The 14858-nt window shown below is 59.7% G+C and carries 16 protein-coding genes and 2 pseudogenes; 8 read left to right on the plus strand and 10 right to left on the minus strand.

Annotated features, from left to right (window positions below; genetic code table 11):
• A partial coding sequence (locus tag BSG20_RS13650; RefSeq protein WP_143147482.1) for an IS30 family transposase occupies positions 1 to 373 on the plus strand: 373 nt, incomplete at its 5' end.
• 84 nt (positions 374 to 457) lie between these two features.
• Positions 458 to 1078: pseudogene (locus BSG20_RS37385) on the plus strand (GNAT family N-acetyltransferase).
• A 311-nt stretch (positions 1079 to 1389) separates the two neighbouring features.
• Here the strand turns inward: BSG20_RS37385 and BSG20_RS13665 are convergent.
• Positions 1390 to 2298, minus strand: a complete 909-nt coding sequence (locus tag BSG20_RS13665) for an RNA polymerase sigma factor (RefSeq protein ID WP_072376391.1) — start codon at positions 2296 to 2298, stop codon at positions 1390 to 1392.
• Positions 2295 to 3038 carry an SDR family NAD(P)-dependent oxidoreductase gene (locus tag BSG20_RS13670; protein WP_072376389.1) on the minus strand — a complete coding sequence of 248 codons (744 nt, stop codon included), beginning with the start codon at positions 3036 to 3038 and terminating at the stop codon, positions 2295 to 2297. The genes BSG20_RS13665 and BSG20_RS13670 overlap by 4 nt, the downstream gene beginning before the upstream one ends.
• 452 nt (positions 3039 to 3490) lie before the next feature.
• Between BSG20_RS13670 and BSG20_RS13675 the strand changes: the two genes are divergently transcribed.
• Positions 3491 to 4405 carry a phosphotriesterase family protein gene (locus BSG20_RS13675; RefSeq protein WP_072376387.1) on the plus strand — a complete coding sequence of 305 codons (915 nt, stop codon included), beginning with the start codon at positions 3491 to 3493 and terminating at the stop codon, positions 4403 to 4405.
• Between the two features lie 197 nt (positions 4406 to 4602).
• Here the strand turns inward: BSG20_RS13675 and BSG20_RS13680 are convergent, their stop codons facing one another.
• Entirely contained in the window at positions 4603 to 4809 is a 207-nt protein-coding gene (locus tag BSG20_RS13680; RefSeq protein ID WP_072376385.1) for a hypothetical protein, read from the minus strand.
• Positions 4810 to 5089: 280 nt separating this feature from the next.
• Here BSG20_RS13680 and BSG20_RS13685 point away from each other — a divergent pair, with 280 nt between their 5' ends.
• Positions 5090 to 5518: a DUF4864 domain-containing protein gene (locus BSG20_RS13685; protein ID WP_072376383.1), complete on the plus strand. Its 429-nt coding sequence runs from the start codon at positions 5090 to 5092 to the stop codon at positions 5516 to 5518.
• Positions 5519 to 5575: 57 nt separating this feature from the next.
• On the opposite strand, the gene tgt is transcribed toward BSG20_RS13685, so the two are convergent.
• The 5 genes from tgt to coaD form a co-directional block, all read right to left on the minus strand.
• Positions 5576 to 6706: a tRNA guanosine(34) transglycosylase Tgt gene (gene tgt, locus BSG20_RS13690; protein ID WP_072376381.1), complete on the minus strand. Its 1131-nt coding sequence runs from the start codon at positions 6704 to 6706 to the stop codon at positions 5576 to 5578.
• The gene (queA, locus tag BSG20_RS13695) at positions 6707 to 7789 is read right to left on the minus strand and encodes a tRNA preQ1(34) S-adenosylmethionine ribosyltransferase-isomerase QueA (RefSeq protein ID WP_072376379.1); all 1083 of its coding nucleotides are present in this window, start codon (positions 7787 to 7789) and stop codon (positions 6707 to 6709) included.
• A gap of 71 nt (positions 7790 to 7860) precedes the next feature.
• Positions 7861 to 8370 carry a peptidylprolyl isomerase gene (locus tag BSG20_RS13700; protein ID WP_024314876.1) on the minus strand — a complete coding sequence of 170 codons (510 nt, stop codon included), beginning with the start codon at positions 8368 to 8370 and terminating at the stop codon, positions 7861 to 7863.
• 26 nt (positions 8371 to 8396) lie between these two features.
• Complete coding sequence (locus tag BSG20_RS13705; protein WP_072376377.1) at positions 8397 to 8966, minus strand: peptidylprolyl isomerase; 570 nt, start codon at positions 8964 to 8966, stop codon at positions 8397 to 8399.
• Positions 8967 to 8995: 29 nt separating this feature from the next.
• Positions 8996 to 9490 carry a pantetheine-phosphate adenylyltransferase gene (coaD, locus tag BSG20_RS13710; protein WP_072376376.1) on the minus strand — a complete coding sequence of 165 codons (495 nt, stop codon included), beginning with the start codon at positions 9488 to 9490 and terminating at the stop codon, positions 8996 to 8998.
• Positions 9491 to 9568: 78 nt separating this feature from the next.
• On the opposite strand from coaD, the gene BSG20_RS13715 reads away from it, so the two are divergent.
• From BSG20_RS13715 to BSG20_RS38390, 3 genes are all read left to right on the plus strand, one after another.
• Positions 9569 to 9886 (plus strand): hypothetical protein, encoded by a 318-nt coding sequence (locus BSG20_RS13715; RefSeq protein WP_244541336.1) that lies wholly within the window; start codon positions 9569 to 9571, stop codon positions 9884 to 9886.
• An 86-nt stretch (positions 9887 to 9972) separates the two neighbouring features.
• Positions 9973 to 10128 (plus strand): hypothetical protein, encoded by a 156-nt coding sequence (locus BSG20_RS36445; RefSeq protein ID WP_167371564.1) that lies wholly within the window; start codon positions 9973 to 9975, stop codon positions 10126 to 10128.
• Between the two features lie 33 nt (positions 10129 to 10161).
• Complete coding sequence (locus tag BSG20_RS38390; protein WP_280142191.1) at positions 10162 to 10296, plus strand: hypothetical protein; 135 nt, start codon at positions 10162 to 10164, stop codon at positions 10294 to 10296.
• A 132-nt stretch (positions 10297 to 10428) separates the two neighbouring features.
• Here BSG20_RS38390 and BSG20_RS13720 read toward each other — a convergent pair.
• Positions 10429 to 10855, minus strand: a pseudogene (locus BSG20_RS13720) (N-acetyltransferase family protein); the annotation flags it as partial.
• Positions 10856 to 10966: 111 nt separating this feature from the next.
• A complete protein-coding gene (gene gyrA / locus BSG20_RS13725; RefSeq protein ID WP_072376372.1) occupies positions 10967 to 13750 on the minus strand; it encodes a DNA gyrase subunit A in 2784 nt (927 codons plus the stop codon).
• A 225-nt stretch (positions 13751 to 13975) separates the two neighbouring features.
• On the opposite strand from gyrA, the gene BSG20_RS13730 reads away from it, so the two are divergent.
• Entirely contained in the window at positions 13976 to 14617 is a 642-nt protein-coding gene (locus BSG20_RS13730) for a MarC family protein (RefSeq protein ID WP_072376370.1), read from the plus strand.
• The last annotated feature ends 241 nt before the right edge of the window (positions 14618 to 14858 follow it).

Genomic DNA, 14858 nt, shown 5'->3' on the forward strand with positions numbered 1-14858 from the left:
CGACCGGCAGTCAAGGCCGGTGATGGACGGGCTGATCCAGGTGCTGCAGTCGCTACCCCACCTCGCCCGTCGCTCGATCACCTTCGACCGCGGCACGGAATTTACCGACTGGCCCTACCTGCAGGCTAGCCTTGGAACCCAGACATGGTTCTGCGATCCGCAATCTCCCTGGCAGAAAGGCACCGTCGAAAACACCAATGGCCGGGCTCGGAAATGGCTTTCGAGAGAGGTCGATCCATTGTCTATCAACGACCGCGATCTTATCGATGTCTGCAATCGCTTGAACGCTACGCCACGAAAATGCCTGGGCTATCGAACGCCCGCAGAAGTCTTCCGCCAAAAACTCCTCGCCCAAATCACGCGCACCGGATAGCTTCTCATAGCCCGCAAGTCGCGGTTCGCCATGAACTCACAAGCCCATACCTACCGGCGGATGATCTGCTAAACTGATCTAATGATGACAACCAATCAATACAGTTTTCGCAGAGCGACACTGGATGACCTTGATTTGCTCATGGAATGGCAATCGAAGCCTCATGTCCGTGAATGGTGGGACTCGGATGAGCCATACGATGAAGAAGAATTAGCTGATCCTCGGGTAGCACGCTGGATTGTTTCATCCTTCGGACGTCCCTTCGCGTTCATGCAGGACTACACAGTTCATGGGTGGGAAGATCACCATTTTGTCAAACTTCCCGATGGTGTCCCGATGAGCGATGATCCGCAAATCAGCCTGCCTGCAGTCGCACGCTGATATCCCCTCCGGCCCTTGCCGGAAAGCACGGCCATCAGGCGCGAGCTACACCACTCCCTGGGACGTCATCAACTTCCCAAGGGTTCGCGGGGAATTGACCAATACATTGGAGACCCCGAAATGATCGGTATTGGGCATGGTTCAGCGTTTATCGGCGCGAGAATGCAGGCTCTCTTTGATGAGGAAGCGCCCGTGATCGCGACCGATCCTCATCCTGAAAACGAACGGGCAATTGCTGTTTACAAAAAACTGGGTTTCGAAGCGTTCGGACCACCTCAGGAAACTCAGTGGGGCCTGATCTTGCCAATGATGGTGAGGCGCTAAGCGGCTGGCAATCCACGGCAGCTATGTCCGCGGAGCAGACCTGCTTTGCAGCGTCGCCATCCGCCCCGGACAGGCTTAGCAACCCCGACCAGCACGCCTGACCCGGGGGCTGATCTCCCTGCCCTGTAGCAGCCTTTAAGCCCTTGTTGCATTTACATTAGAAGTCACAGGACTAGGTGCATGACATGCCAACAGGCTGTTAGCGTCGACCGAGGCAATCATATCGAAGGGTGGGGCCGGAACCCCTAGAAAGCGCAGACAGCCAATGACCGCAATTGGACCTCGAGAAAGCGCGTCTTAATCAATGTCGGTCACCGCGATGCGTCAAGCATGACGTCCGCACCTTCCATGACATAGGTCGCATAGCGATGGTCGCGGATCATGCTTATCTTTTCCCCCAGCCATTCGAGCAGCATGAAATATGAAGGACCGCCCGATGGTTCGGCTGATACCAGCAATATCTCCCGGCCTTCCAGCCAAGCCGGTTCGATCCTGACCCGCGGATATTCGGCATAATAGGTGAAAAATCGACCGACGTCGGCGGCACCAGAGACTTCCGGCCGTCGCGCCTGACGAAGCCGAACATCCTGCGCCAGCATGCGACGCAAAGCGTCCCAGTCTCGGGCGTTGAAGAGCGCTGCAAAGTTCAGGACCTCGGGACTCGGCGGGGGCGGAACCTCGGACCGCACGTCGGTGATGGAGCGCAATCTCGCCCGACCGCGCGACAGATGGGCCTTGACGGCATCGACACTCAGTTCCAGCAGCGCTGCGATGTCCGCAAGTGACTCTCCCAACACATCCTTGAGGATCACCGCGCTGCGTTGCGGCACCGGCAATTCTGCAAAGTGGCCTAGCGCGACCCGCACCGCGTCCTGCCGGATCAGCGCGTCCTCCGGATCGACGGCGCTGATATCGGCCAGATCGAAAGCCATCTCAAGGGGCTCCGATCGGATCGTACTGCGCTGGCGCAGGGCATCTATGGCTCGATTGTGGACAATGCGAAATAGCCAGGGGCGCAGCGGCGTGCCCGGAGGGATCGAGCCAGCCGTCGCAAATACCCTGGCAAACGCGTCCTGAATCACATCCTCGCCGTCGATCACCGAACCCACCAGACGGGCAGCATAGCGGTGCAGTTCGGGGCGAAGCGCGTCCGCTTCCCTGGCGAGCGCTGCGAGCAGAGTTTTCCTCTCTTCGTCTTCGAGAGCAGCGTCTTGTGTCATTCGATGACCGTCACACCCGTATCCCCACGCACCGCGTAGACCATGGCCTCGGCGAGGCCCGTCCTGCCGATCAGGTCGGCGACCATATCGCCAAAAGCCCGCGGCGTCATGTCCGGCCAGGTGGCGGCCTGTTCGGCGAATGTCCGACCCGCCGCCGCGGCATAGGCCGCGATGCCGGTATCGCCCACACCGGTTCCGGCGAACATCTGCCGGGGAACGATGACCCGGAAGCGCAGACCCAGGCCGAGTTCCGCCGACAGGCCCTCGGCATATTTTGCTATGAACCACTGCGCGCGTTTGGCTCCCGCATAACCGCCCGATAGCGGCGACCCCTGCACGGCGGCTCCGCTGGAGACCAGGACGACAAGCCCACCCGGCGTCATCGGCAACGTCAGAGCAGCCTGTACCCAGTGCAGCGCGGCCTTGACGTCCACATTCCAGTTGGTCGTGAATGCCTCCCAGCCAATCCGGTCGATCCGTTCCATGGGCGGTTCCGCACCAGCATTCATGATGACGAGATCTGGTCGCGTCTGCTCCATGATCCGCCATGCCGCGTCGACATCGGTTGCATCAGCCGATGTGGCGGTGACGGTCGATTGCTCGACTAGCCCCTGCACGGCAGCCGCGTTTCGGGCTACCACGGTGACTTCGGCCGCGCGAACCACAAATGCTTCGGCGAGCCCCCTCCCCAAACCGCGGCTCCCGCCGACAACCACGATTCGCTTTCCTTCCAGATCCATCTCTCAGTCCTCATTTGGGTCGAGTCCGACCGCTCGACGACGGTCGCAACAACGACGTTCCAACGAGGTGAAAAGAGTCATCGCCAACAGCGATTTGCGGAGGCCAGCGTCTAAAAGTCTGACTCGACCGAAATTCGACGGTGATCGATTTCGGCCTGGAACGGATCAACACAGACCAGCGAGTACGGCTGCATCGCCACATAAGCGTGGACTGGATACCACTAACCGCGGACTGTGAACCCATAAGCGTGGATTCGCTATTTTATCCGCTATTTTGGGCTGCACGGCACGCGCCATCCAAACGGCGATCGCGCCGCCAATTGCGGATACTCTGCCGCTCTCTGCCGGTGAACGATTGATTTCGTCATTTGGCGATCTAGTTTCGCGGCAGTGTCGAGGCTTCGGCGCCGGCCGAGGGCTGGACGCAAAGGCGGTGTGACCGGGGGAAGACTTTGAAACATCTGCGCACGACGCTCGGGCCCAAGAGCAAATCCGAACTTGGGATGATCCTCCCGCACGAGCACGTCTTCGTCGACCTCAGGACACCCGACCAGCCCGGTTATGCCGAAGCAAACACCGAAGATGTCGTTCGGCTGATGGCCCCCGAAATCGAGCGGATCAAGAAGCTCGGGGTGACGGCGCTCGTGGAATGCTCGACGGGCGGCGTCGGACGCCGTGCGGATATCGATCTTGCCGTGTCGCTCGCGACGGATTTTCCGATCGTCGTTCCCACCGGCAATTACCGTGAACCCTGGATTCCCGAATGGGTCCGCCATGCTTCCGAGCAAGAGCTGGAGGCGTGGATGCTGCGCGAGCTGACCGAGCAGATCGACGAGACCGGATTCCAGGCAGGCTGGATCAAGCTCAGCGCCGGTGATGACGGCATGACGACGCTCGAGACGAAAATCCTGCGGGCAGCCGCGCGCGCCGCGGCGCAGACAGACGCCGTCATCGGCAGTCATACGATCAGGGGGCGCGTTGTCATGGATCAGCTCGATGTCATCGAGGCGGAAGGCTATCGGGCCGACAGGTTCATCTCGATCCACACGCAGGAAGAAAAGGACTTCGCCTACAATGTCGCCGTTGCCGAGCGAGGCGCCTGGATCGAGTATGACCATGTCGGCCGCGGCGAGGACAACGAGGTGGCGGAGCTAGTGATCAAGGCGCTGGAGGCGGGCTGCGGCGACCGCCTGTTGCTGAGCCATGACCGGGGCTGGTTCGATCCGGCGCTGCCGATGGGCGGGACGCCCAAGCCGTACACCCATCTCTCCACGGTCCTGCTGCCCGAGCTGAAACGGCGGGGCATAGACGACGCAACCCTGATGCGCCTGACCCACGACAATCCGTTCGAGGCTTTCGCCCGATAAGGGGAGTGGCCGCGCGGCTAAATCCTTGCGTGTGCTGACGCAATTATTGAACGTACAGGCGAATTTACTCCGAGCGCCGGCGGCCGAGAGAGCCTCATCCTGAGGGCGAGGGACGAGGCGGGCGCTTCTGCGTTCAATGGATGCAAAGGATGATCCTTCGGTAACCGGTGTTCTGTCACCACGTTGTCCTTGCCGTCCTAAAGGCTCCTGTTGGCCCGAAGCATGCGTAATCGGGCGGTCCCACAAGGGGCAAGCTCCGCGCCGCGTGCGCGGGCAATATCGGCGATGGCCGCTGCAATAAGACCAGGATCTCCATCCTCCAGAACAGCGTCGAGATAGCCAGTCTGATTCTCCAGACTTTTGATGTAGTTCTGAATAGCGAAGCGCGTTGTTTCCAATGCCATCTTACAGCTCCTTCGCCACTGCCTTCGCCGACGCTATGTCGCGTTTCTGGCTTGCTTTGTCACCCCACACAGCCTCACCACGAACATCAGCCTGCCTCACAAAATAATAGGCGATACCCCGGCCCTTAATCTATTCGTGCTTCACTCACCCTGGTCCCCACGGGCTTTGCGTCTCCGAAATTTTCTAAGCGCAGCGACTACAGCGCCTGCTTGCTGATCTATGCTCTTTCTTTGCGCGTAGACTGCCCTAGAGTTCTCTAGGACAGCCGGAGCCGTTGCCATGCGCACCTTTCTCGCAGTTTTCATTCTGTGTGCTGCGTTCCTCGCTCTTGTCGCCACCGCTCGCGCCGAGGACCCGATCGACACCACCCGCGCGATGATCGAGGCGCAGATCAAAGCGTTCCTGAACGACGACGTCGACGCGGCCTATTCCTACGCCGCGCCTGGGATCAAGGCGATCTATCCCGACAAGAATGTCTTCTTCGCCATGGTCAAGAAGAGTTACGAGCCGGTCTGTCACCCAGGCAACTATGCCTTCGGGCGCAGCCGCTCGATCGATAACGGCGCAATGATCTACCACGAGGTTCTGATATCAGGCCGTGACGGCAAGGATTGGACCGCCATCTACCAGATCGCACGTCAGCCCGACGGAAGCTACAAGATCAACGGCGTCCATATCGTGCCGAACACCGAGAGCAAAGGCATCTGAGCGCGGTGAGGCGGCTTGCGCTGCGGCATGATTCGTTCGCCGCGAGCCTATCCGGTCTCAGACGGGCTCCAGGTCACCCCTCGCCCATTCTTCCTGCGTTTCCGCCACAAAGTCGGCAAAGCGCGCTTCGGCAATGGCCTTCCGGATGCCCTGCATCAGTTCCTGATAGTAGGCAAGATTGTGCCAGGAGAGCAGCATGCCGCCGAGCGCCTCGTTGGCGCGGACGAGATGATGCAGATAGGCACGCGAGTAGTCCCGCGAGGCCGGGCAGTTCGACTGGTCGTCGAGTGGGCGCATATCCTCGGCGTGGCGGGCATTTCGGATGTTGACTTTGCCTCGGCGGGTGAAGGCAAGCCCGTGCCGGCCCGAGCGGGTCGGCATCACGCAGTCGAACATGTCGATGCCGCGCGCGACGGACTTCAGGATGTCATCAGGCGTACCGACGCCCATGAGATAGCGTGGCTTCTCTGTCGGCAGAACTGGCAGCGTCTCCTCAAGCATCTTCAGCATGACGTCCTGCGGTTCACCGACGGCGAGGCCGCCGACCGCATAGCCCTTGAGATCGAGTTCAGTCAGCGCTTCGGCGGAGCGGATCCGCAGCGAGGGTACATCCCCGCCCTGCACGATGCCGAACATAGCCTTGCCCGGCTGGTTGCCGAAGGCGACCTTGCATCGTTCGGCCCAGCGCAGCGAAAGCTCCATGGCGCGCTCGATCTCGCGCGGCTCGGCCGGCAACGCGACGCATTCGTCGAGCTGCATCTGAATATCGGAATCGAGCAGTCCTTGGATCTCGATCGAGCGCTCCGGCGACATGTGATGCAGGCTGCCATCGACGTGCGACTTGAAAGTCACCCCCTGCTCGTCGAGCTTGCGCAGACCGGAGAGCGACATAACCTGGAACCCACCTGAATCAGTCAGGATCGGATGCTCCCAACGGATAAGCTTGTGCAGGCCTCCGAGGCGAGCGACACGCTCCGCCGTCGGGCGCAGCATGAGATGGTAGGTATTCCCAAGGATGATGTCGGCGCCCGTGTCGCGAACTTGGTCGAGATACATCGCCTTGACCGTGCCGACGGTGCCAACGGGCATGAAGGCAGGGGTGCGGATCGTGCCGCGCGGCATCGAGACTTCGCCCAGGCGGGCGCCTGCATCGGTCTTCTTGAGGGTGAACTGGAAGTTCTCGGTCATCTAGTCTTTCCGGAAAAGAAGGCTGGAGTCGCCATAGGAATAAAAGCGGTAGCCTGTCGAAATCGCGTGCCGGTAGGCCGCATGCATGGTCTCGAAGCCGGCAAAGGCCGAAACGAGCATAAACAGCGTCGAGCGAGGCAAATGGAAGTTCGTCATCAGCATGTCAACCGCCTTGAAGCGGTAGCCCGGCGTGATGAAGATGCCCGTGGCGCCGGCCCAAGCGCGGATCTCGCCGTTTTCCTGCGCAGCACTTTCGATCAGCCGCAGCGATGTGGTGCCGACGCAGACGATGCGCCCGCCCCTCGCCCTGACGGCATTGAGGCTTGCCGCGGTCTCGGCGCTGACATAGCCGCTTTCCAGATGCATCTTGTGTTCGTCGGTGTCGTCGGCCTTAACCGGCAGGAAGGTGCCGGCGCCAACATGCAGGGTCACGAAATGCCGCTCGACACCTGATTTGTCGATGGCTTCGAAAAGCGCAGGCGTGAAGTGCAGGCCGGCCGTGGGAGCGGCCACTGCGCCCTCCTCGCGAGCATAAATCGTCTGATAGTCGGCGCGATCGCGCTCGTCCTCGGCGCGCTTGGCAGCGATATAGGGTGGCAACGGAACATGTCCGACGGAATGGATTGCCTCGTCGAGCATCGGCCCGGATAGATCAAAGGCGAGCGTGACTTCGCCGCCTTCGCTCTTCTCCTCGACGGTGCACTCAAGCTTGCCGAGCAGGCAGCTGTTGCCATCATGGCCGAAGGAGATGCGGTCGCCGATCTTGATGCGCTTGCCCGGCTTCGCGAAGGCTTTCCAGCGGCTGGCGCCGATGCGCATATGCAGCGTCGCCGAAACCTGTTGACCGCCGGCACCTTCGCGATGGCGGACGCCCTCGAGCTGTGCTGGGATCACCTTGGTGTCGTTGAAGACGAGCGCGTCCCCTGCCCTCAGGAAATCGGGCAGATCGCTGATGCGATGGTCGGACAGCTGTACCTCGCCGGCCGGATCCACGACGAGCAGGCGCGCACTATCGCGCGGGTCGGCAGGCCGCAGCGCAATCCGCTCATCCGGTAGGTCGAAATCAAAGAGGTCTACGCGCATCACTCAAATCCGGGCAAAGCGAAACCCGCCCCACGCTTTCGCGCAACGGCGGGTTTCAGCAAAAATCACAATCAGACGTCAGCGGCAACCCGCATCGAGACAATCGAGTCCGGATCGACAACCGGCTCGCCCTTCTTGATCTTGTCGACGTTATCCATGCCTTCGATGACCTGGCCCCAGACGGAGTACTGTTTGTTCAGCCACGGAGCGTCCGTGAAGCAGATGAAGAACTGCGAGTTTGCCGAGTTCGGATTCTGCGAGCGTGCCATCGAGCACGTACCGCGAACGTGGCTGACCGCCGAGAACTCCGCCTTGAGGTCGGGCTTCTCAGAACCGCCCATGCCGGCGCGGCTGGGGTTGAAGCTATCGCCACCCTTCTTGCCGAACTTGACGTCGCCGGTCTGCGCCATGAAGTCGTTGATGACGCGATGGAAGACGACGCCGTCATAGGCCTTCTCGCGAGCGAGTTCCTTGATGCGGGCGACGTGTTCCGGTGCCACTTCCGGCAGCAGCTGGATGACAACGTTGCCCTTGGTGGTTTCCAGGATGACGGTGTTTTCGGGGTCCTTGATCTCGGCCATTCTTCTTCTCCTATGTGTCTTGACGCTTATTTCTTGCCGACGGTGACCTTGATCATCCGGTCGGGATTGCTGACTTCGCCATTCTGGCCTTCGCCGCGCTTGATCTTGTCGACGTTCTCCATGCCGGAAACGACCTTACCGACGACCGTGTATTGGCCGTTGAGGAAAGAACCGTCAGCGAACATGATGAAGAACTGAGAATTTGCCGAGTTCGGATCCTGCGAACGGGCCATGCCGACCGTACCGCGAACGAAAGGCGTCTTCGAGAATTCAGCCGGCAGATCAGGCATATCGGACCCGCCGGTACCAGCGAGGCTGGCATCGAAGCCCTTTTCCATGTTGCCAAACTTCACGTCGCCGGTCTGGGCCATGAAGCCTTCGATGACGCGATGGAAGGCAACGTTGTCATACGCGCCCTTCTTAGCAAGCGCCTCGATCTGGGCAACATGCTTCGGAGCGACCTCGGGCATAAGCTGGATTACGACCGGGCCATTCTTCAGCTGGATCGTCAGCGTATCACCGGACTGTGCGAACGCGTCGCCGGCGAACGAGGCAAGATAAAGCACGCCTGCAAATGCGAGATAGAAAAGTTTCATGTTGGCTCCGTTGCGGCGACAAAGGTCGCCTAGGATTTTCGCTTGGATTGAAGGGCCTTCAAGACCGGCGCCGGCACGAATGCACTGACGTCGCCTCCCATTGCCGCGATTTGCCTGACCAATGTGGCGGTTATGGGCCGGGAGGCCGTTCCAGCCGGCAGGAAGATGGTCTGGATATCAGGCGCCATCTGCCGGTTCATGCCCGCCATCTGCATCTCGTAGTCGAGGTCGGTGCCGTCCCGCAGGCCGCGGATGAGCAGCGTCGCGCCGTGAGACCGCGCCGCGTCGACGACGAGATTGTCAAAGGCGACAACGGAGATATCGCCGGCTTTTTCAGGCAGTGCTTCCGCAAGCGAACGACGAATTAGATCCGCCTTCTCGTCAAAGGAAAAGAGCGGCGTCTTGCCGGGATGAAGGCCGATCGCAACGATAACCTTGGATGCAACGCTCAGCGCCTGGACAAGCACATCCAGATGTCCGTTGGTGATCGGATCGAAAGACCCCGGATAAAAAGCTGTCGTCATTGGCCTAGCCGTTTGTTTCGACGCCTTTTGTCATGGATAAAGCCTGCCCGCAAGTCATAGCCCATCACTGAACAGCCGATGAACGCAGCATTCAAGGCGGCTTCAGGTGAGCTCACTATAACGAAGAGCGTCAATACCGATGTCATTCCGGCATCGGCCCTCCCCGGAACGCTCATGCTGATCATCCTCGTTGTTTTCGCTGTCCTCGTCTCTCTGCTCGCAGAATTTTTCTACGGCTACGTGCGAGATCTTCGAGATGCAAGTTGGGTGCGGCCAAGCGTGCGGGAACACTACACAATCGTGCGTGCGACAGGAAACGTGGCGTTTAAATCGATTAAGGATTCTGAACGCCAGATGAACGAGGTATTCAAAGTCGCTTCAGATCGGCCTTGCTAAACGACCGATCAATGCCCCGGAACCATTTTCGCACGCATGCGTTCACTCAACCAGCGTCACGCGATACGCCGCACAAGGAAAAAGATATGCCCAACAAGATTACCATGATTAATGCTGTTTGGATGGTAATGATGACTGGTATGCTTGCAGCGACTGTCGCGCTCTACGATCACAAAGTGGATGCGTCCAAGGTATATGGCCCCTATGCGTCGGCACGCGCAGCGATAACGAGCCAATACTAAGGAACGTGAACGCAAAACCCAGGAGGATTGCTCATGTTCACGATATTGACTGTGCTCACCGCCCTTATCAGCATCATGTTTGTCGTGTCCGTTGCTTCCACCATCACCGCTCTTCGCCATGAAAGCGAAGACACGAAGAAGATCGATGGAAAGCACAGCTGGTTCTAACCGCTGTCGCCCTTCTGGGATTGAACGTCATAGCCATTGAAGGCCGGATGAACCGAGTTCGTCCGGCCTTTTTCCTGATCTAATGACGGTGCCAGCGATCTGCGTTCCACGATGTCCACGCGAGGTTTTGTAATCCTCGATGCGCCGCACCATCATGACGTCGTCGATCTCTCTGCTGTCATGCATAATACCGCCGGTACGTCCCGCCTCATGGAAGCCTTCGCGCTCATAAAACCGTATGGCAGCCATACTCTCACCGCTGACCGCGAGCTCCAGCTGCCGGATACCGTTCCCTCGAGCATAGTCCACCGTCGCATCCAACTGTGATTTGGCGCAGCCGCCGCCCCTTTCGCCGCGACACACAAAGACTATGATCAGCATTGCGCGGTGTGCCATCTTGCTGGCACGTTGCCGGCTCAGCCCCATAATGCCAAACAGGATCTGAAGCCACGGCACTGCTGGCAAAGGTCGCGGGCTCGGTCCGCAGCGCTTCCAGCCGAATACGTTGGAAAATAGCAACGTCGTCAATACCGAGAAGCCGGATCAATCTGCTCTCCATTCGACTGCAGCGCTGCTAGTCGAGATGGTAGCGGCAGCGCCTCCGGGGTTCAGACAAAAAGAAAACCGGGCAGCGGAACTGCCCGGTTTTCAAGGTCAGAATAACATCACATCAAGCTTCTGTGTCAGGCACGTTTTCCGGGATCACGGCAATGTCGTCACCGTTCTCGGCTACGTCTTCGGCCTCTTCTTCCGGCTCGCTGATGCGCTCGACCGATACGACTTTCTCATCCTTGGCAGTTGAGAAGATGGTAACGCCCTTCGTTGCCCGGCTCGCGACGCGGATACCGCCTACGGGGACGCGGATTAGCTGGCCGCCGTCCGATACCAGCATGATCTGGTCGCCGTCGTTGACCGGGAAGGCGGCCACAAGCTCGCCAATCTCGGTCGTCTTCGAGGTGTCGGTGGCGCGGATACCCTTGCCGCCGCGGCCGGAAATCCGGAAGTCGTAGGAAGAGGAGCGCTTTCCGAAGCCCTTTTCAGAAACTGTCAGGACGTACTGCTCGCGTGCTTTCAGTTCCTCATAGCGTTCGTCGCTCAGCTGACCTTCCTCGGTCACTTCTTCGCCGACCAGCGAGATTTCTTCGGCGTCACCTGTCGTGAGGCGTCGCTCGCTTGCGGCTCGCTTCAGATAGGCTGCGCGCTCCCATGGCTCAGCGTCCACGTGTCCGACAATCGTCATCGAGATGATGCGGTCGCCGTCACCGAGGTTGATGCCGCGAACGCCGATCGAGTTGCGGCCGGCGAAGACGCGGACGTCATCGACGGGGAAGCGAATGCACTGGCCGAGCGCGGTCGTCAGAAGGACGTCGTCATGCTCTGTGCAGGTCTCGACGGAGAGGATTTCGTCGCCCTCCTCCTCGAGCTTCATCGCGATCTTGCCGTTGCGGTTGACCTGGACGAAGTCGGAAAGCTTGTTGCGCCGAACAGTCCCGCGCGTCGTCGAGAACATCACGTCGAGCTTGTCCCAGCTGTCCTCGTCCTCCGGCAACGGCAGGATGGTGGTGATGCGCTCGCCGGACTCCAGCGGCAGCATGTTGATCAGCGCCTTGCCGCGCGACGTCGGCGTGCCGATCGGCAGACGATAGACCTTCTCCTTGTAGACGATACCGCGCGAGGAGAAGAACAGAACCGGCGTATGCGTGTTGAGAACAAATAGCTGGCTAACAAAATCCGCGTCGCGCGTTGTCATGCCGGAACGGCCCTTGCCGCCACGGCGCTGGGCGCGATAGGTCGTCAGTGGCACCCGCTTGATGTAGCCGAGATGCGAGACGGTCACGACCATGTCTTCACGGGCGATGAGATCCTCATCGTCCATCTCAAGACCGCCGTCCATGATCTCGGTGCGGCGCGGCGTGCCGAACTCGTCGCGAACGGCTGCAAGCTCGTCCTTAACGATCGTCTGGATACGGATCCGCGAAGACAGAATGTCCAGGTAGTCCTTGATCTCTTCGCCGATTTTGTTGAGTTCGTCGCCGATTTCGTCGCGGCCGAGAGCGGTCAGACGGGCCAAACGCAACTCGAGGATGGCGCGCGCCTGCTCTTCCGAGAGGTTATACGTCATGTCCTCGTTGATGCGGTGACGCGGGTCATCGATCAGGCGGATCAGGCTTTCGACATCGGATGCCGGCCAGCGGCGCGTCATCAACTGCTCGCGCGCAGTCTGCGGGTCCGGCGCCTGCCGGATGACGCGGATGACTTCGTCAATGTTAGCAACGGCAATTGCCAAGCCGACCAAGACATGGGCCCGCTCGCGCGCCTTGCGCAATAGGAATTTCGTTCTCCGGCTAACAACTTCCTCGCGGAAGGAGACGAAGGCACGCAGCATATCGAGCAGTGTCAACTGTTCGGGCTTGCCGCCGTTCAGCGCCACCACGTTGCAGCCAAACGAGGTTTGCAGCGGCGTGTAGCGGTAGAGCTGGTTCAGGATGACGTCGGCATTAGCATCGCGCTTCAGTTCGACGACGACGCGATAGCCCTGGCGGTCGGATTCATCGCGAAGGTCGGAGATGCCTTCGATGCGCTTGTCGCGCACCAGTTCGGCCATCTTCTCGATCATCGTCGACTTGTTCACCTGATATGGGATCTCGGTGATAATGATCTGTTCGCGATCGCCGCGCATAGGCTCGATCGCGGCAACGCCACGCATGATCACCGAGCCGCGGCCGGTTTCATAAGCCGAGCGGATGCCGGCGCGGCCGAGGATCTTCGCGCCGGTTGGGAAGTCCGGACCCGGAATGATCTGCATGATTTCGGGCAGTTCAATCGCCGGATTGTCGATCAGCGCGATACAGCCGTCGATGACTTCGGCTAGATTGTGCGGCGGAATGTTCGTCGCCATGCCGACAGCGATGCCGCCTGCCCCGTTGACCAGAAGGTTCGGGAACTTCGCGGGAACGACAACTGGCTCCGAGAGCGTGCCGTCATAGTTGTCGCGAAAATCGACCGTTTCCTTGTCGAGGTCGTCGAGCAGCGAGTGCGCTGCCTTTTCCAGACGGCATTCGGTGTAGCGTTCGGCCGCCGGCGGATCGCCGTCGACGGAGCCGAAATTACCCTGGCCGTCGATCAAGGGCAGGCGAAGAGACCAGTCCTGCGCCATGCGCGCCAGCGCGTCGTAAATCGCCGAGTTGCCGTGCGGATGGTATTTACCCATCACGTCCCCGGTAACGCGGGCGCACTTGACGTATTTCTTGTTCCAGTCGATGCCGAGTTCGGACATGCCGTAAAGGATGCGCCGGTGCACTGGCTTCAGGCCGTCGCGCACATCAGGCAGGGCGCGGCTCACGATAACGCTCATTGCGTAATCGAGATACGACCGCTGCATTTCCTCCATGATGGAGATGGGCTCGATGCCTGGCGGGAGCTTCCCGCCGCCGGGGGGTGTTTGCTCAGTCAAAACGGATCACGATCTCTTCTAGAATCACTTGAAGATTTATAGCGGAAAGGCTGTTCTTAAGCCAATTTTGGCGAGGGTTTTGAACAGTCTTTTGCGGTGTTATGAGGGCAATCTGGTCTTATAACGCCGCCATTTACGCCATCAAGGCAGCGCCATTTGCCAAATTGATTTCTCCGCATCACAATCGCCCAAAACGAAGCGTTTATATGGGCTCATGGAGAGACAATGGCAAGCGCCGACCAATTGATCAACGCTTTTACGACGCTGCTTGTCACGATCGATCCGCCCGGCCTCGCACCGATCTTTCTCGGGCTCACCACCGGCATGAGCCGTAGTCAGCGAAAGCAGGTGGCGCTGCGAGGCTCGATCATCGCCTTTGTCATTCTCGCCGTCTTCGCCCTGTTCGGGGCCAGCGTGCTCGGGGTGCTTGGCATATCGATCGGAGCCTTCCGCATCGCCGGTGGTCTCCTGTTGTTTTGGATCGCGTTTGAAATGGTGTTCGAGAAGCGACAGGACCGCAAGGAGAAAACGAGCACGGCGGCGATCACCGTCGATCACATCCATAATATTTCGGTCTTTCCGTTGGCGATTCCTCTGATCGCCGGACCTGGCGCCATTTCGGCAACGATCCTGATTGCCGGGTCGATGCAGGGCTCACTCGAGCGTGCGCAATTGATCGTCGTCATTGCGTCGAGCTTGCTGCTGCTGTTTCTCGCACTGCTCATCGCCGACAGGCTCGATCGCTTCCTCGGCGTTACGGGGCGCGCAATTCTGACGCGCCTTCTCGGGGTTATCCTGGCTGCGCTGGCCACGCAGTTCGTCGTCGATGGTTTGAAATCCACGCTGGGGACGATGCCTGCTGGCTAGATCAAAACGCGCTACGAGCTACGAGCCTTTCGGACCTGAGGTGGCAGGGTTTCGCGCGACATCTCTATGCCTGCAGCAAGCGCGTTTGGGCTTCCACTTTCGTCCCGCGGCGTTCTCAAATATCTGGTCGAGGAAGCGCCTTGTCGCCTCGCGCGCACGGATAGACTTGAATTCGGCCCAGAGCTTCCGCAAGTGGTCTTCACTTAGGCGGTCGAGATCCACGCCGAGCTCTAATAAATCC

Source organism: Rhizobium tibeticum (assembly GCF_900110205.1).
GTDB classification, from domain to species: Bacteria; Pseudomonadota; Alphaproteobacteria; order Rhizobiales; family Rhizobiaceae; genus Rhizobium; species Rhizobium tibeticum.